The following is a 23303-nucleotide window of genomic DNA, read 5'->3' on the forward strand; positions in this document are numbered from 1 at the left end:
GCAGCCGCTAAACTTTTCGACTAATTTTCAGCCGCCGGGAGCTGCGTCCGACAGCGGCCTCGGCGGCGGCGGGCCGGGAGCCTGCGCGGCGGGCCGGTCGTGCTCGAACTGCCGCGTATCGGGCAAGGCATGCAGCCAGGATTCGCGCCGGCCGATCCACAATTCGTACTCCGGCATGAGATCGGTCGGCGCCACGTCCAGGCTGCCGATCATCACCTCGGCTTCGTCGTCGCTGAGCGAGGCGACACGGCTGCCGCAGGTCGGGCAGAAGCCGCGGCCGGCATAGGTGCCGAGAATGCCCGATGTCTCGAACGCCTGGCGCGGCCAGATGGCGAAGGCGGCAAAGGCGGAGCCGCTGGTCTTGCGGCAATCCTTGCAATGGCAGAGACCCACCCGCAGGGGCGGACCGCTGACGGTGAACTGCACGCCGCCGCAAAGGCAGCTGCCGGTTCTGCGCGCGGTGTCGGGCATGGCCGTGGCCTCCAACCATTCAGTGCCGCAATGCGCCCGGGGTCCTGCCCCGGGCAAGGCTTCCAACGCCGGTCGCGCCGAGCTATCCGCGCGCGGCCATGTGGTTGTCGAGCTTCTTCCTCGAGGGCCCGTAGCGCTTGATGATGGTCTGGGCCTCGCTCTGCGGGATGCCGTATTTGCGGGCGAAAGCGGCAACCTCATAGGTTTCCTCGCTCGAAACCAGCTTGCGATCCTGCTTGATCTTCGATTTGTCGTCCGCCATGCCGAGCCTCACTTTCCACCCCCGGCGCGCCGCCGTCGCGGCGCGACCCTGCGGTCATACATAACAGCATTTGACGCCGCTGGTTCCATAGCGGCTTTTGCGCGCTTTGGCGATCACCCGGACCGGATATCGGCTCCGCTGCCTCAGGCCGGCTCCAGGCGCGTGGCGGCGAGATACATCAGGGCCGATGTGGCCCACTTCATCAAGGAGCCGGCAAACCGGACTCCAGTTTTTGCGACAGCGGCCCGATCATGTGGCGCCGATCACGACATCCGGAAAAAACTTCGGCGGATATGTCGGATGCGCGGTGCGTGGCGCGTCCTAGGAGCAATTCCAGGAAAGTTCGGTTTCCATCCGGAATTGGGTAAGACAAGCAAACGAAACGGGAGAACAACCATGCCGTCGCCAACCGTCCAATCGCCGTGGCAGACCGCCGCCTTGCTCATCGCCCGCCTGATCTTCGCGGCCGTCTTCCTGATGGCGGTGACGTTCAAGTTCATGGGCATGGGCGCCACCGCCGGCTATATCGCCGCCGCCGGCTTTCCGTTTCCGCTGTTCCTGGCCTGGTGCGCGGCGATACTGGAGGTGCTGCTGGTGATCGCTTTCCTCACCGGCGCCTTCTTCACGCCGGCCGCGCTGGTCGCGGCGGTCTACGTGCTGTTCCTCGGCTTCGCCTTCCACGGACCGAGCCACTGGGCCGGCAACCAGGCGGAATTCGGCTTCTTCGTCGACCATTTTTCCTTCCTGGCCGGGCTGCTGTTCGCCGCCGTGCACGGGCCGGGCCGCGTGCTTTCGCTCAATCCGGGATGGCCGGGCAGGGCGTAGCTACATCTGGTCGTTGTAGGGTTCCTTCATCTGGCCGACCATGCGCGCCAGTTTCGAAAAGGACGGCATGTCAGCTTCGGGCTGGCACTGGTTGGCGAGCTCCAGCAGCCGGATCGGGAAATTGACGGCGTCGCGGCTCGACGCCGACATGCCCTCGGACCGCTCCTCGCTGGTTTCGCCGGCTTCGGCCTTGCGCAGGGCGATGTCGATCTCCTCTGATGTCAGCACGCCCTTCCTGACCAGGACGTGGTTGATCGATGCGACGGCCATCAGCAGGCCCTCGAGTTGCAGGTTGGCGACGTTCATGGCGGTTGCTCCCATCGGTGAGGCGCGTCACGCTGAACAGGGCCCGTGCGACGCACTTGCAGGTATCGGCCTACGCATGTCGCCCAAAACCGAGGTCACTTTGAGGCGGCGTGCATAGGCGTTCAGAACGCGCGGACATCCATTCGCGATCCGCGCCCGGCAAGGAAAATAGTTCAAGACCGATGTCGGGCTGCCGCGCAGGCTTGTTCGTCATCGCCAGGAAGCCCGGAAACAGGCAAGGAAGCGGATGCAATGACAATCACCATTACGGCATTCAAACGGTCGCCCGACGGCGGCAAGGGACTGGCGCGCGACACGCGCGTTCGCTGGGCGCTCGAGGAAGTGGGCCAGCCGTATGAGGTTCGTCTTGTTTCCCATGCCGAGATGAAGGCGCCCGACCATCTGGCCATTCAGCCCTTCGGCCAGATCCCCACCTACGAGGACGGTTCGCTCTGCCTGTTCGAGACCGGCTCGATCGTCTTCCACCTTGCCGAGCGGTATCCGGGGCTGCTGCCGGAGGATCGCGATGCCCGCGCCCGCGCCATCACCTGGATGTTTGCCGCGCTCAACACCGTCGAGCTGCCGATCCTCGAACTGACGACGGCAAAAATATTCGAGGCCGACAAGCCCTGGAGCGAGGAGCGCCTGCCATTGGTGAAGGACCGCGTTCGCGCCCGGCTGGACAGGCTCTCGGCCCATCTGGGCGGCGCCGACTGGCTCGACGGCGCGTTCAGCGCGGGCGATCTGTTGATGGTATCTGTGCTGCTGCGGCTCAGAATGTCGGGCATTCTGGACGAATATCAAAACCTGGCTGCCTATGTGGCCCGCGGCGAAGCCCGGCCCGCCTATGGCAGGGCGTTCGCCGCGCAATTCGCGGTCAATGCTCCAGCACCCAACTGACAAAGCGGATAGGCCGGGGGAGGATCACGCTGGGACGGGCAAGATAGGATTTTTTTCTTAAAGACTGTTGACGGGGTGAAGGCAACTATGCTATGTTTTTATCTATGGTGCTGAGTTGCGCCGATGACCCGCCCCCGAGGCGGGTTTTTGATTCTGGCGCGCCGAAACAAGAGCGCCGGTCGTGCTGGGTATTGGCGCGATATTCGAGCGGATCTTCATTCAACGCGCTTAGCGACCTTCACAGCGAGATTGTGACGAAGCCCCGGTTCATTAGTTGGGCTGATCCTGTTCGCCCATGCCGTGAAGGCGTGCATTCGCTGCGCGGGGATGCCTAAAGCCGATAAGGAATTTTTTCCTAAAACCTGTTGACGGGGTGAAGGCAACTATGCTATGTTTTTATCTATGGTGCTGAGTTGCGCCGATGACCCGCCGCCGAGGCGGGTTTTGTGTTTCTGGTTTTGCTTTCCTCTTCGAACGATGGCGCTCTACGGCGCCCCCCTCTGGCCTGCCGGCCATCTCCCCCACGGGTGGGGAGATCGGCTGTTGTCCCGGCTTTCGCCAATCGCCAACGTTGTAGAAAAAAGCGAGGCGCCGAAGCTGCGATCTCTCCCCTCGTGGGGGAGATGTCCGGCAGGACAGAGGGGGGCGGAAGGAATGCGACGTTTCGAACCTGACGATTATCCGCGAGAAATCCCATGCCACGCCATGCCACCATCATCACCGGGGATGACGGCCTTGAGGTCGTCAGCGCCATTGGCGAATTCGAGGGTGCGGCGCCGCAGACGCGGCTCGGCCGGATCGAGCAGGTCGCGCCCGGCGTGCTGATCGGCATGGTTCGAGACGCGGCCGGCGGCTTCGCTTTCCCGCAGGCGACAATTCATAGCGGCGCCATCGGCCTCGCCATGGCGGGCCTGAAGGATCTGCCGGGCGTCGCAAAACCTGCCCGGCGGCCGAAGGGCGCCAGGAACGTCAGGAGGAAATCCACCCGCTCGAAGAAGAAGCGGGTCCGGTCGGTCAAGTCCGTGCCGTCGAAGGCCAAGGCCGGCGATGCCGAGGCGGTGACGGGCCATGGCTGACGAAACCGCCGCAGTGCCGGCGCGCGGCAAAGGGCGCAAGCCGGCCGCCAGCCGGAGCGCAAGCCCGGAGGCCGCGCCGGAGACCCGCCGCAAACGCCCGAAGAAAACGCTGGGCGACGACTTTCTCGCCGCCGTGCGCGCCGATTTCCGCGCCCATGGCGCCGGCGTCATCGCCGAAGTGCGGGCCGACAAGCCTGACCAGTATTTGAAGATCGTGCTTTCGGTGCTGCCCAAGGATTTCGATGTCGCCGTCAACCATCTGGATGCCCTGAGCGATGAAGAGATCCGCAGCCGCATCCGCGCGCTCGAAGCCGCGGTCAAACCGTTCCTCGAAGACATCGCCGGTGGCGGCGAGGACGGAATATCTGGCGCTGCTGGCGGAGCTTGACCGCAGGCGCCGTACCAACCAGCTTGCCGCCTACCGGCCCTATGCCAGGCAGGCGGCGTTTCACGCGGCAGGCGCCACCAACCGCGAGCGGCTGTTCATGGCCGGCAACCAGCTCGGCAAGACCCGCGCCGGCGGCGCCGAATGGGCCATGCACCTGACGGGCCGCTATCCCGCGTGGTGGCAAGGCAAGATTTTCGATGCGCCGGTGCGGCTGTGGGCCGCCGGCGTGACCGGCGAGGGCACGCGCGACAATCCGCAGCGCGTGCTGGTCGGCCCGCCGCAGCAGCAGGCGCAATGGGGCACCGGCATGATCCCGGCCGATGCCATCGTCGACACCATGATGGGCCGTGGCGCGCCGGGCGCGCTCGACAGCGTCGTGGTGCGCCATGGCGGCGGCGGCGATGTTCAGGCCGGCGAGAGCGTGCTGTCGTTCAAGAGTTTCGAGAAAGGCCGCGAGAAATGGCAGGGCGAAACGCTGCACGGCGTCTGGTTCGACGAGGAACCGCCGCTCGACATCTATTCCGAGGGCCTGACCCGCACCAACGCCACCGGCGGCATCACCATCGTCACCTTCACGCCGCTGCTCGGCATGTCCGATGTGGTGCTGCTGTTTTTGTCGGCGGCGGAGGTGGAGGGGATGGGGAAGGGGTGATGGAGAAGAAACTGATTGGGGACGAGCGGCATCGCACTTGGCGCTTGCTCGCCTTCGTCGGCGCTGCCCCTCATCCGGCTGCCGCCACCTTCTCCCCGTAATGACGGGGAGAAGGGAGCTGGCCGCAATCTCGGCGCCGATTCTTGAACGTTCGCGATTGGCGAAACCGTCGACAACAGCACCCCTCTCCCCGTCACTATACGGGGAGAGGATGCCGGCAGGCAGGTGAGGGGCGGCGCGACGTTGGTCCGAAAAACGTAGCCTTCACAAGACGCTACATCGATTATCTCGAAAGTGATTCAGGATCCCCCATGTCCCGTCACGTCACCTTCATGACCATAGACGACGCCGAGCATTATTCGCCCGAGGAGCGCGCGGCGATCGTTGCCGCCTATCCCGCGCATGAGCGCGAGGCCCGCGCCCGGGGCATTCCGGTGCTGGGGTCCGGCCGCATCTTTCCGGTGGCGGAGGAGCTGATTGCCTGCGCGCCGTTCCGGCTGCCGCGCTACTGGCCGCGCATCGGGGCGCTCGATTTCGGCTGGGACCACCCTTCCGCCGCGGTCGAGCTCGCCTGGGATACGGAGGCCGACGTCGTCTATGTCGCCAAGGCCGCGCGCGCCTCGCAGCAGACTCCCGCCATGCAGGCGCTGACCCTGAAGCCTTGGGGCGAATGGCTGCCCTGGGCGTGGCCGCGCGACGGCCGCCGCGAGACGCTGGAAGGGGCGGGCACCGCGCTCGCCAAGCAATATGCCGCGCACGGGCTGAACATGCTGACCCGCCACGCGCAATTCCTCGACGGCTCTGTCTCGGTCGAGGCCGGGCTGATGGAGATGCTCGACCGCATGCAATCCGGCCGCTTCAAGGTGTTTTCGACGCTTGTCCCCTGGTTCGAGGAGTTCCGGCTCTATCATCGCAAGGACGGCCAGGTGGTCAAACTTCGCGACGATTTGATGGCGGCGACGCGTTATGGCGTGATGATGCTCAGGGAAGCGGTGGTCGATCCGGCGGAGTTCAGGACTGCGAGACGGGCGAAGGGGCAGAGCGATCCGCTGGGGGCGTTCAGGTGAGGGCGGAGGGCTCTTCGGAGCGTCGCGGCAGCGCAATTCCCGCTGGAGGAAACGGGCGCCACGGCGCCGGCCCGATAGCCCGCGCTGCGATGTCCCTGCGGGGCCTACTCCACGATTTTCCAATATGAATCCTTGCGGATCACCTTGCCGTCGCGAAACGTGTAGAAGTCGCAACCCCTGACCTCCTTTTTCTCCCCCTCGCGGGTGGTACCTGTGAGGATCCATTTCGAGATGCCGGTATTGGCGGTCGAATCCACAAAATGCTCGGCGTTGCCGTAGTGGACATCGGGCAAGCCTTCAAAGCGTGTCGCCAGTGCTTGCCGTACGTTTTCCTTGCCCTCGAAACGAGAGCCCCAAGGATTGCCTCCCCTCGGCATCTCCAGGATGCAGTCGTCGGAAAAGAACGCCATGATGCGATCGAGATCGTGCGCGTTGAAGGCCTCAGATATCTGCGTCAGCGCCGATCGAATGTCCATTCGCCCGTCTCCCTTCAATTGGATGACCGATGTTTTGCTCCCGCATTCTATGGTCGAAGTAGGTCACCGGAGAGGAGACCGGTCAAGGGCGTGAATTTTTCACGCGGCACTCACACAGATGAACCTTATCCCCCGGGCTCTGGCATCCGCATGACCCTCCGCATCATCCCCGCGACCCTGCGCGATCTCTCCTATATCGCCGCCAATTTGCGGCCCGAGGATCGCGCCGAGATCGATTGCCAGCTCGACTACTGGTCGCCGGCGCTGCTGGCGCTCACCGCGCTGCAAGGGTTTGCCTATGTGGCCGAGCTCGGCGGCAATCCGGAGGTCGGCTTCGGCGCGGCCGAACAGCGGAGCGGGCTTTGGATCGCCTGGAGCTGGGGCACGCGCCGCATGAGGCGCTGCGTGCCCGGGATTACGGAGTTCTTTCACGCGGTGCTCGGTCCGCAAGTTTCCGCCCGCGGTGCCTGGCGGGTCGAGGCGCGGGCGCTGGCCGGCAATGAACTGGCGCTGCGCTGGCTTGCGCGGCTGGGCGCCACGCAACGTTGCCTGCTGCCCGGATATGGCCGGAACGGCGAAGATTTTTTCCTCTACGACTGGACAAGAGAAGGCTGGAACCATGTGTCTGTTTCAAAAACCACCGGAACTGAAGCCGCTGCCGGCAGTGCCGACGGCCGGGGATAAGGACGTGCAGGCGCGCGAAGCAGTACTTCGGGCTGAGCTCGAACAACGCCAGGGCACGGCCAGCACCATAAAGACCGATCTGGCGCCCGGTAGCCTCGCCGGCCAGCGCCGCGTGCTTTTGGGGGTGTAACCATGACCGCGATGAAGCGCAGTTTTCGCCGGCGCGTGCTGGACTGGTGGTATTGGAGACGGCATGCAAGGTTGGTGAAGCGGCGTGGCGGGTGAACGCTGCCAATCTCCCCCCTCGTGGGGGGAGATTGGCAGCTTCCACCGCTCATCCCTTCTTCGCGAACGCCCAGACCATCATCGGGTATTCCTCGTCGTTGCTGAGGTCCCGCCACAGGCCGTAGGCGCGGACCGGGCCGCCTATGTGGGCGCGGGCGCAGGCCTTGTTGCCCCAGCCGAACGCCTGGACGTTGTCCTCGGCGAAGCCGCCATCGACCATCAACTGCTTCAGGCCGGCCGGCGTCCACCTGTTGTAGTCGTGCGGCCTGGCGTGTACGCGAAACAGGAAGGGCGTCGCCACCATCGCCCAGCCGCTCTCGCGGGTCATGGCGTGGATGTTCCGCGCCGCCGCCTGCGGCCGCTGCACATGTTCCAGCACCTGATCGGCGATGACGATGGAATATTGCTCGTCGGTGTGATCCTTGCAGATGTCGAAATCGGGGAAGTCGACCGAGCGATAGTTGGGGCACATCGCCTTCCAGTAGCGGTTCCAGCCGGGCGAGATCTCGATCACGTCGCGCGATTTGCGGTTGGCAGCCGTCAGGAAAGTGGTGAAGGCTTCGATCTGGCGGATGCGCAGCCAGTTGCGGGAATCGTAGCCGATGAGCCGTTTGACGGTACGTTTGCTCTGGTTCTTCAGGGCGGCAAGGCTTGTCGTCGTCACATCGACCTCCTGCAAAACCCCGCCGCGAGGCGTTCCTAGACCAAGAACCGCGCAAAAGGATGACATCGTCGGCTGAAGCTGCCGATCTCCCCCCTTGAGGGGGAGATGTCGCCGGAGGCGACAGAGGGGGTCGCCTCGCATGAAGCGCTAACCTCCTTCTGTTGCAGAAGGCCGAACCCGGTCGATCCGACCCCCTCTGGCCGCTTTGCGGCCATCTCCCCCTCAAGGGGGGAGATCCCCCAGTTTTAACGAGGCCCCCATGACCAGCGATTCCCGCGCCCGCGACATTCTTTCCCGCCAGTCCGAACTCGAGAGCGAGCGCGCCGCCTACGAGCCCGTGTGGGAGGCGGTGGCGGAGTTCTGCGATCCCGATGCGCCCGATATCCGCTCCGGGCGCGGTGCCCGCCGCGGCGACAGCCAGGCCGAGCGGCAGGAGCGGCGCGGCGCCCGCGTCTATGCCAACACCATCAACTCGGCCGCCAACCGGCTGGCCGCCGGGCTGGAAAGCCTGATCATCCCGCAGTCGGAGAAATGGCACGGGCTGACCACCGCCGAGATGGACGACGAGGAGACCGACGAGGAAAAGGAATGGGCGGAAAACCTGCGCGACTTCCTGTTTTCGCTGCGCTACTCCGCCAATTCCAATTTCGTGCCGGCGACGCAAGCCTGCCTGCGCAATGTCGTGCGCTACGGTCCGGCCTATCTCTATGCCGAGGAAGGGTTCGGTTCGACGCTGATCCGCTACGCCTCCATCCCGGTGGTGGAAGGCTATCTCTCGCGCAACCGCTGGGGCCAGGTCGACATCTTCCACCGCCGCTACGAACGCACCGCGCGCCAGGCGGCGCAGCTGCTCGGCTATGAAAAACTGCCGGCGCGCATCAGGACGCTGGTCGACGACCCCGCCAAATGCGAGGAGAAGATCGCGCTCATCCAGTGCATCCAGCCGCGTGACGAGCGCCGCATGTACCGATCGGGCGGAAGCTACCGCTATCTCGACGCCGCCTTCGCCTCCTACCATGTCATCGAGGACGAGGAGGAGATCGTGCGCGAGAGCGGTTTTCGCACCTTCCCGGTGTCGGCCTTCAACTGGCGCCGCTACGAGGGCGACGCCTATGGCATCTCGCCGACCATCGAAGCCTTGACGACCGTGCGCGAGGAAAACGCGGTCCGCCGCTCGGGCCTGCGCGCGCTGCAACAGATCACCGATCCGCCGACGGCGTCGAAGGCCAGGCTCGACTATGTGCCGGTGCTCGATCCGGGCGAGAATTATCCTGGCCTCATCGACGACAATGGAAGGCCGCTGATCGCGCCGATCACCACCGGGCAGAACCCGAGCTACGCCTTCGACTATGCGGCGAGCCGGGCGGAGGAGATCCGCGACATGATGTTCGTCAACCTGTTCCAGACCCTGGTGCAGAACCCGCAGATGACCGCCACCGAGGCGCTGATCCGCCAGGAGGAGAAGGGCGCGCTGCTGGGGCCGTCGGGCTCGATCATCCAGGCGGGCTTTGCCACCAATCTCGACCGCGAGCTCGGCATATTGGAGGACAAGGGCCTCTATGACGAGGACAGCCGATTCCTGCCGCCGGCGAGCCTGGCGGGCAAGGCGGTGCGGCCGACCTTCACCGGTCCGCTGGATGTCTTGCGCCGCTCGGCGGAAGCGCGCGACACCATCCAGCTGGTGACCACGGCCATGCAGATGGCGCAGTTCGACCCTGATGTGATGGACAATATCGACAGCGACGAGGCGCTCAAGATCGTGCAGAGCGCCGGCCGCAGCCCGCAGCGCATCTTCCGCCGCAAGGATGAGGTGGCGGGCCTGCGCGACGCGAGGGCCAAGGCCAGCCAGGCGCAGGCCGGCATGGCGGCGATCGCCACCGCCGGCAAGGTGGCCAAGGATGCCGTGCCGGCGGCCGTGCAGGCGCGCGACAGCGGCCTGCTCGAAGGCCTGCAAGGCATGCTGCAGGGCGGCACCGCCGATGGGCCGGCACCTGATGCCGGCGCCCAGGGCGCGATGCCGGCCGGACAGCGCGCATGAGCCGCAAACGCTTCGCCCACGCGTCGCAAAGCGGCGGCCCCGCCAAAGCGCGCGAGGCGCTGGCCAAGGCGTATATGCGCGTGTTTTCCGGCGAGGACGGCGAAATGGTGCTGGCCGATCTCGCGGCGACGGTCGGCTATTTCAGGCGCCCGTCATACGGCGAGTGGATGGCGCGGACCAGAACCCCCAATGGCTTCGAGCTGCACAGCGCGCTCAGCAACGCGCGCGCCGAAGTGGTGCAGCACATTATGGGGTTCCTGACGCTGGACGAGGCGCAGCTCGTGGCGCTGGAAAAGGCGGCACGGGAGGAGGAGAGGTGAGGCGCTGAAGCGCCGATCTCCCCCCTTGCGGGGGGATGCCCGGCAGGGCAGAGGGGGGCGCTGTCCCGCCGGCCTTGCCGTGTTCATCGCACGGCGATCAAATCACGAGCGGTCGCTCAAGCCGGGCCCTAGACGACAAACATATGGCCATGTTCAAAGTTCGGCGGCGACCGAGGTCGGCGCTCTACGGCGCCCCCCTCTGTCCTGCCGGACATCTCCCCCACAAGGGGGGAGATCGGCGGTCTGGCCGCCGGTGATTCAATAATTGCCGTTGTAGTACCGGTCGTCGCAAGGCGCGGTGTAGATGCGGCCGTAGCGGTCCTGGTAGCGGCAGAGCTGGTCGCCGCGGCGCTGCGGGGTGGTGGCCGAGCCGACGACGGCGCCGAGCAAGGCGCCGCTGGCCGCGCCGATGACCGTGCTCTTGGTGTTGCCGCCGATGGCCTGGCCGACGAGGGCGCCGCCGGCGCCGCCGATCAGCGCACCGGTTCCGGCCCGCTGCTGGCCTTCCGTCTGCGCGCAGCCCGCCAGCGCGGCGATCATCAAAACGGCGGCAGTTGTTTTGTGAAGGTTCATGTGACGTCTCCCTTAAAGATTTGAAATCCCTATCGATCGTCCCGTGCGGCCGCATTGCGGCGGAACGGCGGCACAGGCTGTCACGATATAAGACATGGTTTCTCGGGCGTTGATGAACCGGGAGGCGAAACACCTCTTTCGAACAAGGCGCTAGCGCCGATGCCTGTCAAAATGATTCAGCCTGAGCGGTCCCGGCCGTGTCTGGCCGCCCTTCCTGCCGCGTAGACCGCTCCTCACCCTCACACAAGGACGATTGGCGGCGCCACCAAGCTCACTTTCAACCTAACCCTCAAAAGGAACATCACATGACAGATCTGGCAGATGCCGGGTCCGTGGTTGCCTCGTCGCAGCCGGCGGGCAACCCGGAACGGCCACCGGCAGGCGCGGATAACGGGTCCGCCGGGCTTGCCGGCAAGAGTTGGTTTGACGGTCTTTCCGAAGGCAACCGCAAGCTTGCTGAAGCCAAGGGCTGGACCAAGCCTGAAAGCCTCGATCGGGTTTTCACATCCTATGCGGAGCTGGAGCGGCGGCAGGGCGAAAGCCTGCGCGTTCCAGCCAGGGACGCGCCTAAGGAAGACTGGGACAAATTCCATGCCCGGCTGCCCGAGGCGATGCGTCCGCTGACATCGCCCGAAAAGGTCGAATACCGGCGGCCCGACGGCCTGCCGGAAACCTTCGCCTATTCGGACGAACTCGCCCAGGCGTCCAAGGCCTGGGCGGTCGAAGCCGGCGCCACGCCGAAGATCGCCCAGGCCTATCATGACAGGTTCGTCGGCTACATGGCCGAGCAGGCGGCGGCCCAGCAGGCAGCGCTCGCCCGCTCGGTCGAAGCCACCCATGACGACCTCGTCAAGGATTGGGGCCCGGCCGACAGCGATGGCTTTCGCCAGAAGCTGGAGGTGGCCAACCGGGCGATGAAGAAGCTCGGCCTGGTCGATGCCTACAAGCAGAAGGGCATCCTTCTGCCCGACGGCGCCCTGACCGATCCGCAGATCGCCAGGGCCTTCCAGGCGATCGGCGAGGCGATGTTCCGCGAAGACACGATCGACGCCGACGCGGCGCCGCGGGGGCAAAACCCCTTCCGGCGCAACGCCGCCGGCGAGCGCAACGTTTCGGCCATTTCAGCCCTTGTCAAAAGCGACCCTCAACGCGCCCGGCGGCTGGCCAGGGAAGCGGGCGAAAACCCGGATCTCTGGATGCCGAACAACCCGCTCTGATCCCGACGCATCAGCCGCCGATCAATCTCTCAAAGGAAGACAAAATGGCAGACGCCTATACCCGTATCGCGGACGCGATCGTTCCGTCCGTTTATGCCCAATACGCTTTCGAGGAGCACGTCCAGTCGCTCGAAATCTACCAGGCCGGCATCCTGTTTTCCGATCCGGCCATCTCCTCGAAACTGTCGATGGGCGGCCGTTCCGTCGACATGCCCGGCTGGAAGGACCTCGGCAACGATCCGTCCGAGCCGGTCAATGACGACCCGGCCGATTCCATCGAGATGAAGAAGATCGGCTCGCGCCGCGAGGTCGCCGCCCGCAATGTCCGCGCCCAGGCGTGGGGCGTTCCCGACCTGACCTCCATCCTGGCGGGCGACGATCCGCAGAAGCTGATCGTCAAGCGGCAGACCGAGTACTGGCAGCGCGCCAACAAGCTGACCCTCATCGGCATGCTCAAGGGCGTCGTCGCCGACAATCTGGCCAATGACGGCGGCGACCTGGTGCGCGCCACCGGCGCCTCCATCGTCGACACCGACATCATCGAGGCGGCCTACCTGATGGGCGACCGCGCCGACAAGTTCCGCACCCTCTGGATCCATTCCAAGCAGATGAAAGCGCTGAAGCTCGCCGACCTCATCGACTATGTGCCGTCCTCGCAGCAGGGCGGGCCGCTCATCCCCTATTACATGGGGCTGCGCTGCGTGGTCGACGACGACATCCCGCAGGCGGCGGGCGTCTACACCGCGTTCATGTTCAAGGACAAGGCGATCCTGTGGAACGAGCTGCCCGTCAACACCGAAGGCGGGCCGCTGGAGTTCGACCGCAAGCCCCGCCAGGGCCATGGCGGCGGGGTGACGGAAATGGTCGGCCGCCGGCATTTCGTGCCGCACGTTCCCGGCACCCGCTTCCTCGACGCCTCCACCGCCGGCGAATTCGCCACCGACGCGGAGCTGGCGCTGGCGGCGAACTGGGACCGCACCGCGTCGAGCGTCAAGACCATGACGTTCATCGCTCTGAAGACGACCGAGGCATAGGGTTTCGTCTCCCGGGAGGTGGGCCAGGCCCACCTCCTTCCTGCGAGCGCCGGCGCTTGAACATTGACGCCAACCGTCGATGCCGGCGCTGCCCCTCATTGCCCTGCCGGGCATTTCTCCCCGTGAACGGGGAGAAAGACGCACTTCCCCCAATCACAACCCACGGAGGCCTTACCCATGGCCATAACCCCGACCGACATCGCCAATATGGCGCTGGCCGTCCTCGACGAGGCGCCGATCGACAGCCTTGACGAGGACATCAAGGCCGCGCGCTTGCTCAACATGCATTTCGACCTGACCCGCGAGGCCGAGTTGACGAAATACGCCTGGGTGTTCGCCATCCTTTCGGCATCCCTGGCCGGCAGCGATACCGGTTCCGGCGATTGCACGCTGAACTGGGTCTATGAACTCCCCGTCGATTGCCTTCGCCCGCTGCCGCTGACCCACAATGGCGAGCCGGACGGCATCGCGATCTCGTGGCGGCAGGAGGCGGGGCTGGTCTACAGCGACCGGGCGGGACCGCTCACCATCCGCTATGTCGCGAACCTCACCGACCCCAACGACTGGGACGCGCCGTTCACCGAAGTGCTGGTGGCGGCACTCGCCATCAAGATCGCGCATCCGCTGACGCACAAGGCCGGCATGATCGACATTGCCCGTTCGGCCTACGACCGCGCGCTGGACGCCGCCTTCACCGCGCAGGCCATCCAGCGCGGCGGACGGCTTTCGACATCGAGCTGGGCGCGGCAGCGCGGCGACAGCCGGTTTTATGCGGGGGCCATGCGCTGATGGCGACGCTCTATCCGGTCCAGGACGTCTTCACCCGCGGCGAGATCTCGCCACGCCTGCACGCGCGCGCCTCGCTTGATCTCTACCGCGCGGCGCTGTCGAAATGCGAAAACTTCGTCACCCTGCCGCATGGCGGCATCCGCAAGCGCGGCGGCACCTGTTTCGTCGGCGAAGTCAAGACGTCCGCCAAGGCGACGCGGGCGATCCCGTTCATCTTCTCGGCCGACCAGGCCTACATGCTGGAGTTCGGCAATCTTTACATCCGCGTCTACGCCTATGGCGCGCGTGTCGGCACGGTCGAGGTGGCCTCGCCCTATCTTGAAGCCGACCTGTTCGATCTCGACTATGTGCAGTCCGCGGACCAGATGTGGATTTCCCACAGGGACTATCCGCTCAAGGTGCTGACGCGCACCGCCCATACGGCATGGGTGCTCGACGACTACGCGATCGACGACGGGCCCTATGACGACATCAACGATACGCCGACCACGCTGACGCCCGCGGACTTTGGTGCGCTGACGCCGAAGATGACGTCGAACAACGCGCCTTCCGGCACGGTCTCAGGCATGGGCGGGGCAGGGGACGCCTTCCAGCTTTTCGACAAGGCGACAGAGACGGACAGCGGCATCGCCGGTGCCACCAACGGCTCGGTCACCTACCAGCTTGCCGGTGGCGCGCAGGCCATCGTCGAAAACTACTATCTGACCGCACGCACCGGCGGAACGGTCGACCGCACGCCGACAATCTGGGTGCTTGAAGGATCGAATGACGGCGCGACATGGGTGACGCTCGACAGCCGCACCGGCGAGACCGGCTGGTCGGGCGGCGAAACCCGCTACTATGAATTCCTGAACAAGCTGGCGTTCGAGTATCACCGCTTTACGTGGAAGGCGATCAACGGCGCTTCGGACAGCGCGTTTTCCGAACTGAACCTCAACCGGGCGGCGGCCAGCCAGACCCCGTTCGACCTCACGGCGTCATCGACCGCCGGCATCAATGGCGGCGCCGGCTTCCAGGCTTCTGACGTCGGCCGGGCCATTCGCCTGCTAGCGTCCGATGGCCGCTGGCGCTGGGCCAAGATCACCAGCCGCACCAGCGCCACGGCGGTGAAAGTCCAACTGCATGGATTTGCCCTGCCGGACCTCAGCCCGATATCCCGCTGGCGCCTGGGCACGCTTGTGCCGGGGAAATATGTCGAAAGCGGATCGCTCTACGAGGAGCGCCTGGCTTTCAGCCGCAAGTTTTCCGTCTACGCCTCGGCAACGGGGGATTTCAACAATTTCGCATTGGGCGAGAAGGATGACGACGCGCTGGAATTCCTCCAGGCCGGCGGCGGCCAGGCGAACGACATCACGTGGATCGCGGAATCGGACGGCGCCCTGCTGATCGGGACGCTCGGCGGCGTCCGCGCGCTCTCCGGCTCCGGCATCGACGAGGCATTGACGCCGTCCTCGTTCAAGAACCGGCGCTCGCGCACGTCGGGCTGCGCCCGCATCCGCCCCGTCGATGCAGGCCAGTCGTTCCTCTATGTCACACGCTCGCGCCGCTCGATCGCCGAGCTGACGCAAGCTTCGACCGGCCGCTTCACCTCCGACGATATCGGCCAGATCTCCGAACATATCGCCAAGCGTGGCGTGGTCGAGCTGGCGTTCCAGACCGACCCCGACCCGATGCTGTGGTTTCCGCTCGATAATGGCGAGCTCGGCGGCTACACCCACCAGCCCTCGCAGGAGGTGCGCGGCATGCACCGCCACCGCCTCGGCGGTACCGTCGCCGGTTCCGGCTGGGCGGCTGTCGAAAGCGCTGTGGTGACGCCGGGCCAAGACGGCGTCGACGACATCTGGCTGATCGTCAGGCGCACCATCGGCGGCGTGACCAGGCGCTATATCGAGATCATGACGGCGCCGTTCGAATATGGGGCGCTGGAGGACGCCTTCCAGGTCGATTGCGGCCTGACCTATTCGGGCGCCGCCGTCAACACCGTGTCCGGGCTTGCCCATCTCAACGGCGAAAAGGTCGACGTGCTGGCCGGCGGCAAGGTCTATCGCGGGCTGCCGGTCGCCTCCGGCCAGGTGACGCTGCCCGGCGGCGCCGTCGCGGCCAGATGGCAGGCCGGGCTTGCGTTCCAGTCGCAGGCCGACACGCTGGAGCTCGACGTCGCCGGCCGGGACGGCTCGATCCTCGGGCGGCGCAAGAAGGTGGCGGGTGTCATCCTGTCCCTGCTCGAGACCGACACGACAGGGCTTCAGGTGCAGTCGCTGATCCGCGGCCGCTGGGAAAGCGTGCGCATGCCCTCCATCGTCGCGCCCGACGGCAAGGCGAGCCTGTTCACCGGCAATGTCGAGGTGCCCATCGACGACAGCTGGGAAGGGCAGGGCCGGGTGCGGATCCGCCACGTCAACCCGACGCCCTGCACGATACGGGCATTTACGCCAGTGTTCGACGCCGAGCCGTAGGGCGAGCTGGCGTTCCTCGCCCCCGCGAGGCGGGGGAGAGGTGGCCGCGAAGCGGTCGGAGAGGGGGCCTTCGTAAGGCGCAGGCGCTTCTGCCGGAGAGTCCGGCACAGCTCGGCGCCATCCCCTCTCCGTCTCGGCTTCGCCGAGCCACCTCGCCCCACTTGGTGGGGCGAAGAACCCAGGCTGAATCAACGCCGCGATCCTTCGCGCCTCCCTCTGCCCTGCCAATCTCCTCCACAAGGGGGGAGATCGGCGCTCCACCGCCTCCAGCCCACCACAAGGAACCCATCCCGTGACCACATCCCCCCATGCCGAACAGCTCGGCAGGGCGCGGACGGCTGCCGAATATGCTGCCGTCATCGCCTTGCTCGATGCCGACCTCAATGATGCGATCGCCCGCCGGCGCGGCTGCGAACAGGCCGAGGACCGCGCCGTTTTCGGCGACGGCGATCTCTCCGCCGCGCGCATCGCGCTGGACGACTGCAACGACGTCGTCGCGCTGCTGGAGAAGATCATCGCGGCAGCGGACAAATGCCGTGCCGAGGCCGCCGCGGCAGAGGCGCGCGCCGCCGTCGAGGCGCTGGGCGGGCAAGCGAAAGCCAAGGCGGAGGTGCTGACCGAGCGCTGGCGCGCCGTGCGCCGCCTGGTCGAGCTGTTGCGCCAGGACCTGTTCGAGGCCGATGCGCTCGCCCGCGCGCTCGCCACCGCCAACGGCCTCTTCGACGCCGCCGGCATGCCTGACCTGAAGGTGAACCTGGCCGTTGCCCGTCGCGCCGCCATGGCCGGGCCGCGCGCGGCGGCGCCGGCGCGCCTCAGCCGCCCGGCGATCCAGGCCGACAGGCTGCTTCTGTCGTTCACCAACCCCGGCGGCGCGCTCGACCCGCGACCGGCGCTCGGTTCGCGCCCGGCCAGGAAAACCCCCATTGCCGCATCCCAGCGAGGCTGACCATGTGCACATTAGCCCTTCTCGGCACGGCCATCTCCGTGGGTGGCGCATTGATCGAAGGCCGGCAGCAAAACCAGGCGGCCGGTTACCAGGCCAAGGCCTACGGGCAGCAGGCGCAGGCCGATGCGCAAAGTGCCGCCTTCGAACAGAGCCAGGAGCGCCACAGGCAGGATCTGCTGCTTTCGCAGGCGCGGGCCCGGGCGGGCGCCTCCGGCGTCGGCCTATCGGGCTCGCCGGCCGAGGTGCTGGCGGCCAATGCCAGGCAAGGCCAGCTCGACCTGAAGGCGATCCAGTACGGCTCGGCGCTGCGCCGCAACACTCTCGACAGCCAGGCGGCGCTCGCGCGCTACTCCGGCAGGCAGGCCGCGGCGGCGTCGATCTTCAAGGCCGACGGCAGCCTCGTGTCCGGTTTCTCCCGTCTCTACGACCCGACCAAGGCCGTGACCTTCGGCAAGGGCGCCTTCCCGCCGGCGCCGGGCGGCGCCTTCACGGGAGGGCTCTACTGATGGCGACGATTCCACTCCAGCTTGCCCAGCGCCGGCTCGAGGCCGGCAATGGCGTTTCCTATCCCGAGGGGTCGCCGGCCGGCAGGGCGATGCAGGATCTTGGCGACGAGCTCTCGGCCGTCGCCGAGCGCTACCGGCAGATGAAGGAGCGGCAGGAAGCGTTCGACGCGGAGCTCGCGCGCCGCCGGTTCGCCGACCGCATCGCGCAGGCGGAAGACGACGTGGCGGCGAACGCGCCGGCCGACGGCAGCGGCCTGCACGATGCGATGTATGGCGAGGTCGATCCGCGCAGCGGGCAGGTGGTCAAGCCCGGCCTGTTCGACAGGCTGTTCGACGAGGCCCTGCCTGAAATACCCGAGAGCCGGCGCGCCGCTTTCGCCAGGCAGAAGGAACCGATGCGCGCGGCCGGCTCGCCGCGCATGGCGCAGCGGCAGCAGGCACAACGCGATGAGTATGAGCTGGCGGAGTGGGCGAAGGTCGACACCATGTCCACCAGCTCCATCGCAAAAGGCGACCCGAACGACATCGGAGCTTTCGAGGCGATCCGGCAGAACGGGTCCGATCTGATCGCCAAGATCGGAAACCCGGTTATCAGGCAAGCGGCGGAAGTGGCCTGGCGCAGCAACACGGCCAAGGCACTGGTTCAGGCGATGATCGCCCAGGATCCGAAGCGGGCCGCCGAGATGTTGGGCGGGGCGCAAGCTGGAAGCCGGCTCAAGTATGATACGGCGGAGGCCGTTGATGGCTCTAATGCCTCGGGCATCTCTAATGCAGCTATAGCAGATGGTGCTGGCAAGCTGACGCCGGTTAACAGTAGTGCGCAGGCGTTCGACCGAAGCATCTCGTCGACCCCGGATGACAAGTCGGCCATCCCCCTGGATGCCATTACCTACTTGAAGCCCGGCGATCTTGCAGCACTAAGGGATCAGGCCAACACGGCCACCGCTGCACAATTGGTCGATGCCCGCGCCAAGGTGCAGCTGGCGGAGCAGAACGCTCCGGCTGTCATCGCCAGTACCGGCGAATATCCCGAGGAGAGACCTACCGCACAGGATTTCGTCAATATCTATGGCCTCAAGGAGGGCGCCGAGCACTTCCAGGCCTTCGACACGACATCCAATGTTGCCGCTGCGGTCTTCGATATGCGCCGCGCGCCGAACCAGGCGATACACGCTCAGCTCCGAGACTTTGAGCCCGGTCCCAATGGCTCGCAGGAAGAGTGGGCGCGATACGAAGCAAGGATTGGCGGCGCGGAATTCGTTCTGAGCGCCAGGCGGGCCGACCCTGTCGCCTATGTCAGCCAAATGCTCCCGGGCCGGGCTCCCGACTGGGACAAGATCACCACTCCCGAGGGCTATAAAGCCGCCATCACCTGGGTCGTTGCAGCCCAGGGGGAGATGGGTTTCTACAAGATATTGCCGTTGCCGTGGACTGCCGCGGAAAGCCTTGCTGCGAAATTCATCGATCCAAGCGTGCCGTGGCGGCAGCGCATGACCGATCTGAGCACGATTTTTCTGGCGGTCCGCGATCCACGCCTGCGCTTCGGGATGGCCGAGCAATTGTTTGCCTCCGGCTTGCCTCGGCTGCGACAGAACGCGGCAACCGATCCGAAGCTGACACCAGCAGATATCCAGGCACGAGAAGATGCCTTGGCGGCCGCCCTGTTGGCCGTCGCATTGCATCCGGCTCGATCACAATACAATGCTGAGTCGTTTTGGCTGCAACCTGTCCAAGCCGCCGATGACGTGGCCCGGCTGATGGCCAAAGGGATGACTCTCGGCCACGCGGATAAAGCCGCGGCCAGCCTCAGTTCGCTTTTTTCCGACAAAAGCTACGAGGAGTTGCTCGCTGCCGAACGAGCCGCGACGGAAGATGCCGAAGACCGGGCAGGGTCGGCAGCCCTGCCGGCGGAACTCCTTGGTGGTGTCATCGCCGGACATGGTCTGGCGAGTTCGGGCATCACTCTCACAGGCAGGTTGGGCACCGCAGCCTTGGAGGGCCTGACCGGCCTGGCCGCACGAACCGCCCTCGCCGGCGGCGAGGGTGCAATATATGGCGCCACATATGCGCACGGCCTGGATGAGGACATGCTGCGCGGTGCAGCCGCTGGGGCCCTTTGGGGGGCCGGCGGCAATGTCCTTGCCGAGGGGCTCAGCGAGATCGGTAGGCAGGTGACGGCGAGGCTCACCGGCTCGCTGGAAGGCTCGACAGCATCTGAATTTGTGGACAGCAGACCCGCTGAAGAGGCAACCGACGCACTGCGAAATGAAGGCGTTCCGACGGCGACGGAAGTCGAGGCGTTGGAACGCTTTCCTACCACAGGGAATCCGGCTGCAAAAATCTCTGACGAGGACGATCTAAAGCTTGTTGCGACCAAGCGCACGACCACGAACAGAGCTCTTCGTAAGGAATGGGAACTACTGCACGGCAAACCCTGGCCCAAAGATCCCAAGACAGGTCGAAATATGGATGTTTCCCATGAGAAAGCTCTGGCCGACGGTGGGCTAGATCACGTATCAAATATTAAGCCTCGTACCAGGGAAGAGCACATAAGGCTCCACATGGAAGCCGGCGATTTTCAGCGTTGGGCTAGGAGACGATGGCTGCGGGCTAAGATAAGTAGTGGAGAGAAATTGTGAACAAAATTACCCCGGATCTGAGTAAAGTAAGCCGCCTTCCTCTACCAGCAGACGACCCAGATGCAGATGGTGACCTTGACAACGCTCTTCTGGAGGCTCGTGAATATATCAAATCATACGACTGGGTAAGGAGAATCGAAGGCGAGTATTTCGGATATGGTGCCGAAGGGATAATATACATTTTTCTCTTCGAGATTTCACCCGGGAAACCAGATGTGCCACGATGGATATGGGTGCTCGTCGGTGATGTACCCCCAGCGTACATGCCCGGTGACGATTTGGAGACCCCGTACGAGGCGCTGGACGGATATATCGGTGCAATGGATGAGTGGGTTGAAGCTGCGCGGCAAGGGAAGTCCGTGGCGAAGCTCATTCCCGTTAATGTCCCGGCGAATCCCGCCAACGCCGAGATGTTGAGTGGACGGCTTAAATTCCTCGACGAAAAGATTCTGCCGCTGCTTCAAGAATGATGTCTCGGCAGGCAGAAGAGCCTAAGATATGGATAAATGGAAGTTCGAAGGTCCAGAAAATTTGGCCGTCATATCGACCCGAAAAATATTTGGTGGTGGCGGCTGGGTTGCCTAGGCCTCACATGATGCCGATGATGAGTCGTGGCAATTCTACGGAGATGAAGCTGAAGTTGATCAAGGCGACCTAATTTTGGTAGCCACAATATATGGTGCTGCGTCTGTCCCCTTCTCCCGGTCGACTAGCGTAGGCTGGGGCTAAGTTGGCACGATTCGGGTGTTGTCAGTATCTCGCCAATTCGGAGATCGGTCAGGCCTTGACGCTCGCCAGCACCGGACATATTTTCTATAAGCAAGTTGCGTAGGGATCGCGTTTGCAGCCCGATGACGTGGAACTCATTCTGGACGCCGACATCTCGGAGGACCCATGCCTCCTCTTTGATGTCGTCACGCCGGATGGCGTGCTTCAGCTATTGGGAGAAGTGGAAATGGGCGGCAACCATCTGGTCGTCCGTGACCTCCATATTGGGGGCGATGCCCAGGTCCAATGGGGTTGGTCCAACTTGCGCAGGCTCGGTCGAGTGATCGCGGAGAAGCTTAATGTCGACTACATCGAAGTTCATGGAGCGGTTCGGACAACGGGTGCGAACCCGGGACGTCGTCCGGGTGTCGTCAGGCTCTCCCGTCCGGCTGAGCCTCAGCTTTCTACACGGCGCGAATACTCCTGAAGCTGCTCGGGTTCTCGTCAGGAGGCATCTGCCGCTGAGGACGGCCCATGCGGTCCTCACTGAGATGGTCGATCACGGCAAGGCGTTCGTGACCGTTCCTTGCGTCGACGACCTGCGAGCACTGAAGGACGAACTCTCGTCCGCAGGAGTGATCGCGAAGGTTCATGCGCCGCGGCCGATAAGCGTTCGCGAAGTTCGGGATAGCACGAAGCTGTCCCAGGAGGCGTTCTCCGTGAGGTATGGCCTTGATCTGGCAACGCTTCGAAACTGGGAGCAAGGCCGTTCGGAACCGGATGCAGCTGCGAATACTCTCCTTTGGACCATCGCCCGGAATCCGGAGGCAGTCGAAAAATCGCTCGACATGGAGGACGAAGTGGCGGCGCCGTCTCCCTAGTAGTCTAAACCACGGTTGCCGACCGTCTCGACCGCTCCGGCGATCCATATCTGGTTGGCTTTGCTGCTGCTGCCATCCATCTCCAGCGCGTCCTCCTTGCGCCGATATGGGATGGCGGACTCGTCCACGTCGACAGTTCCGAAAAGCGGTGTCCGGTTTACCATTACCCGCCGGAGCTTGCGGAGCACCAGCCGGCGGTTTTGTAGAGACACCCAGTTCAGGTTGGAGCTGCAGCGCTGAAATGGAGTTGGAGTGCGTCGCCCTCAGGTACGCCGCCAGGAACCATTTGCGCAGCAGCGGGTGCGTGCCCTGCATGACGGTCCCAGCGATCATGGAGGCTGTTTCCAGCACCCAGGCCCCCTTTGCCTGCGCATCCGAAGCCACGGCCGGCCCTCGAGGCGCCATGCTTTTCTGGAATCGCAGCATGGGCATGTGAAGCCGCCCGGCCAGCGCTTGTTGACAGGTAGTCGGCGCTCCACGAACTCCTCGACCGACGATGGCGGCACCGATGGCCAAAGAATACAATTTTAAGCAAATGTTTCCGGATTGGTCTATTCTGTTACCTGGGGGCAGTTCAGGTGCAATACAGCGGAAACACCCACGGAACACCTTGGCTTTAGGGCTGCCAGTGCACTTCGATGGCGCAGCTGGCAGCTCTGCGATGTATAATATTAGCTAGGCGTAAACTTTGGCATGTTCGTTGCACCTTACCCCTTGAGGGGGCCACAGGGGTTGGAACCGATGTATCGAAATGACACAGAACTGTTCGCGCGGGCGAGCGAGCGGGGCATTACGATCTACCAACGCTCGAAAACGGTGTGGATTGCGGCCGGAAGCTACCGGGACCGCGACTATGCGGTGAAGGGGCGGACACCCGCCCTTGCGCTCGCATTGTGGAAGGAGGCCACCAGATACAGCGGGTCGGGACTTTAGAGCCTGTCCTTGCCGTCTGGATGAAGCCTCAAAGGCGATCTAGACGCCCGCTACGCGACAGAACATCTGCAAAGCCGTCAGGGCGCGGGCCTCGGTCGGCTCTTCGCCTGCTGCCTGTGAATCCGCCGGCGCCGCTACCGCTCCAACGGATTTGTACCGGGAAGCGAACGGCCTTTCTTCTGCCGTGCGGTTGTCGTTTGCAGCGACGACAATCGCGGATTTTTTCATCGGAAATCACACCTTGTGGAAGCGCTGCGACATTGACGC

26 protein-coding genes are annotated in these 23303 nt (G+C 64.7%); 18 read left to right on the forward strand and 8 right to left on the reverse strand.

Features of this window, described 5'->3' with window-relative positions; translation table 11 throughout:
* Positions 1-27: 27 nt before the first annotated feature.
* Positions 28-471 (reverse strand): GFA family protein, encoded by a 444-nt coding sequence (locus LB541_RS20225; protein WP_140582355.1) that lies wholly within the window; start codon positions 469-471, stop codon positions 28-30.
* An 82-nt stretch (positions 472-553) separates the two neighbouring features.
* Complete coding sequence (locus LB541_RS20230) at positions 554-733, reverse strand: DUF3606 domain-containing protein (RefSeq protein ID WP_115144153.1); 180 nt, start codon at positions 731-733, stop codon at positions 554-556.
* A 396-nt stretch (positions 734-1129) separates the two neighbouring features.
* Here LB541_RS20230 and LB541_RS20235 point away from each other — a divergent pair, with 396 nt between their 5' ends.
* The gene (locus LB541_RS20235) at positions 1130-1558 is read left to right on the forward strand and encodes a DoxX family protein (RefSeq protein WP_140515969.1); all 429 of its coding nucleotides are present in this window, start codon (positions 1130-1132) and stop codon (positions 1556-1558) included.
* Here the strand turns inward: LB541_RS20235 and LB541_RS20240 are convergent, their stop codons facing one another.
* Positions 1559-1864: a hypothetical protein gene (locus LB541_RS20240; protein ID WP_140499979.1), complete on the reverse strand. Its 306-nt coding sequence runs from the start codon at positions 1862-1864 to the stop codon at positions 1559-1561.
* A 252-nt stretch (positions 1865-2116) separates the two neighbouring features.
* Here LB541_RS20240 and LB541_RS20245 point away from each other — a divergent pair, with 252 nt between their 5' ends.
* The 5 genes from LB541_RS20245 (at position 2117) to LB541_RS20265 (ending at position 5947) form a co-directional block, all read left to right on the forward strand.
* On the forward strand, positions 2117-2764 hold the full coding sequence (locus tag LB541_RS20245) for a glutathione S-transferase family protein (protein ID WP_140499977.1): 648 nt from the start codon (positions 2117-2119) through the stop codon (positions 2762-2764).
* A gap of 695 nt (positions 2765-3459) precedes the next feature.
* Positions 3460-3840: a hypothetical protein gene (locus LB541_RS20250; RefSeq protein ID WP_140895422.1), complete on the forward strand. Its 381-nt coding sequence runs from the start codon at positions 3460-3462 to the stop codon at positions 3838-3840.
* Positions 3833-4228 (forward strand): hypothetical protein, encoded by a 396-nt coding sequence (locus LB541_RS20255; protein WP_140521519.1) that lies wholly within the window; start codon positions 3833-3835, stop codon positions 4226-4228. Before LB541_RS20250 ends, LB541_RS20255 begins: the two co-directional genes overlap by 8 nt.
* On the forward strand, positions 4185-4880 hold the full coding sequence (locus tag LB541_RS20260) for a terminase large subunit domain-containing protein (protein WP_224619436.1): 696 nt from the start codon (positions 4185-4187) through the stop codon (positions 4878-4880). The genes LB541_RS20255 and LB541_RS20260 overlap by 44 nt, the downstream gene beginning before the upstream one ends.
* A gap of 311 nt (positions 4881-5191) precedes the next feature.
* On the forward strand, positions 5192-5947 hold the full coding sequence (locus tag LB541_RS20265; protein WP_140895425.1) for a terminase large subunit domain-containing protein: 756 nt from the start codon (positions 5192-5194) through the stop codon (positions 5945-5947).
* A gap of 104 nt (positions 5948-6051) precedes the next feature.
* On the opposite strand, the gene LB541_RS20270 is transcribed toward LB541_RS20265, so the two are convergent.
* Complete coding sequence (locus tag LB541_RS20270) at positions 6052-6423, reverse strand: nuclear transport factor 2 family protein (protein WP_140521521.1); 372 nt, start codon at positions 6421-6423, stop codon at positions 6052-6054.
* Positions 6424-6573: 150 nt separating this feature from the next.
* Between LB541_RS20270 and LB541_RS20275 the strand changes: the two genes are divergently transcribed.
* On the forward strand, positions 6574-7107 hold the full coding sequence (locus LB541_RS20275) for a hypothetical protein (RefSeq protein WP_140521522.1): 534 nt from the start codon (positions 6574-6576) through the stop codon (positions 7105-7107).
* A 274-nt stretch (positions 7108-7381) separates the two neighbouring features.
* Here the strand turns inward: LB541_RS20275 and LB541_RS20280 are convergent, their stop codons facing one another.
* Positions 7382-7996, reverse strand: coding sequence for a methyltransferase domain-containing protein (locus LB541_RS20280; protein ID WP_224619437.1), 615 nt, complete (start codon positions 7994-7996; stop codon positions 7382-7384).
* Positions 7997-8255: 259 nt separating this feature from the next.
* On the opposite strand from LB541_RS20280, the gene LB541_RS20285 reads away from it, so the two are divergent.
* The gene (locus LB541_RS20285; RefSeq protein ID WP_140630711.1) at positions 8256-10034 is read left to right on the forward strand and encodes a portal protein; all 1779 of its coding nucleotides are present in this window, start codon (positions 8256-8258) and stop codon (positions 10032-10034) included.
* Positions 10031-10354 (forward strand): hypothetical protein, encoded by a 324-nt coding sequence (locus LB541_RS20290; RefSeq protein ID WP_140623028.1) that lies wholly within the window; start codon positions 10031-10033, stop codon positions 10352-10354. The genes LB541_RS20285 and LB541_RS20290 overlap by 4 nt, the downstream gene beginning before the upstream one ends.
* 258 nt (positions 10355-10612) lie before the next feature.
* Here LB541_RS20290 and LB541_RS20295 read toward each other — a convergent pair whose 3' ends face one another.
* On the reverse strand, positions 10613-10927 hold the full coding sequence (locus LB541_RS20295) for a YMGG-like glycine zipper-containing protein (RefSeq protein ID WP_140521524.1): 315 nt from the start codon (positions 10925-10927) through the stop codon (positions 10613-10615).
* A 305-nt stretch (positions 10928-11232) separates the two neighbouring features.
* Here LB541_RS20295 and LB541_RS20300 point away from each other — a divergent pair, with 305 nt between their 5' ends.
* From LB541_RS20300 to LB541_RS20340, 9 genes are all read left to right on the forward strand, one after another.
* A complete protein-coding gene (locus tag LB541_RS20300; protein ID WP_140759839.1) occupies positions 11233-12144 on the forward strand; it encodes a hypothetical protein in 912 nt (303 codons plus the stop codon).
* 44 nt (positions 12145-12188) lie between these two features.
* Positions 12189-13178 (forward strand): Coat protein, encoded by a 990-nt coding sequence (locus LB541_RS20305; RefSeq protein ID WP_140515933.1) that lies wholly within the window; start codon positions 12189-12191, stop codon positions 13176-13178.
* 177 nt (positions 13179-13355) lie between these two features.
* Entirely contained in the window at positions 13356-13967 is a 612-nt protein-coding gene (locus LB541_RS20310) for a hypothetical protein (RefSeq protein WP_140499954.1), read from the forward strand.
* Positions 13967-16423: a hypothetical protein gene (locus tag LB541_RS20315; protein WP_224619438.1), complete on the forward strand. Its 2457-nt coding sequence runs from the start codon at positions 13967-13969 to the stop codon at positions 16421-16423. The genes LB541_RS20310 and LB541_RS20315 overlap by 1 nt, the downstream gene beginning before the upstream one ends.
* Before the next feature lie 292 nt (positions 16424-16715).
* Positions 16716-17369, forward strand: a complete 654-nt coding sequence (locus LB541_RS20320; RefSeq protein WP_140657729.1) for a hypothetical protein — start codon at positions 16716-16718, stop codon at positions 17367-17369.
* A gap of 2 nt (positions 17370-17371) precedes the next feature.
* On the forward strand, positions 17372-17875 hold the full coding sequence (locus LB541_RS20325) for a hypothetical protein (protein ID WP_140657731.1): 504 nt from the start codon (positions 17372-17374) through the stop codon (positions 17873-17875).
* Positions 17875-20514: an HNH endonuclease signature motif containing protein gene (locus tag LB541_RS20330; protein ID WP_224619439.1), complete on the forward strand. Its 2640-nt coding sequence runs from the start codon at positions 17875-17877 to the stop codon at positions 20512-20514. Before LB541_RS20325 ends, LB541_RS20330 begins: the two co-directional genes overlap by 1 nt.
* Positions 20511-20984, forward strand: coding sequence for a hypothetical protein (locus LB541_RS20335; RefSeq protein WP_224619440.1), 474 nt, complete (start codon positions 20511-20513; stop codon positions 20982-20984). The genes LB541_RS20330 and LB541_RS20335 overlap by 4 nt, the downstream gene beginning before the upstream one ends.
* A gap of 597 nt (positions 20985-21581) precedes the next feature.
* Positions 21582-22103, forward strand: a complete 522-nt coding sequence (locus tag LB541_RS20340) for a helix-turn-helix domain-containing protein (RefSeq protein ID WP_140499942.1) — start codon at positions 21582-21584, stop codon at positions 22101-22103.
* On the opposite strand, the gene LB541_RS28555 is transcribed toward LB541_RS20340, so the two are convergent.
* Both LB541_RS28555 and LB541_RS20345 read right to left on the reverse strand, forming a co-directional pair.
* The gene (locus LB541_RS28555; protein WP_263486248.1) at positions 22100-22231 is read right to left on the reverse strand and encodes a hypothetical protein; all 132 of its coding nucleotides are present in this window, start codon (positions 22229-22231) and stop codon (positions 22100-22102) included. The genes LB541_RS20340 and LB541_RS28555 overlap by 4 nt on opposite strands.
* 844 nt (positions 22232-23075) lie before the next feature.
* A complete protein-coding gene (locus LB541_RS20345) occupies positions 23076-23264 on the reverse strand; it encodes a hypothetical protein (RefSeq protein WP_140557899.1) in 189 nt (62 codons plus the stop codon).
* Between the last annotated feature and the right edge of the window lie 39 nt (positions 23265-23303).

The organism is Mesorhizobium sp. BR1-1-15 (assembly GCF_020165475.1).
In the GTDB taxonomy this organism is placed as follows: domain Bacteria; phylum Pseudomonadota; class Alphaproteobacteria; order Rhizobiales; family Rhizobiaceae; genus Mesorhizobium.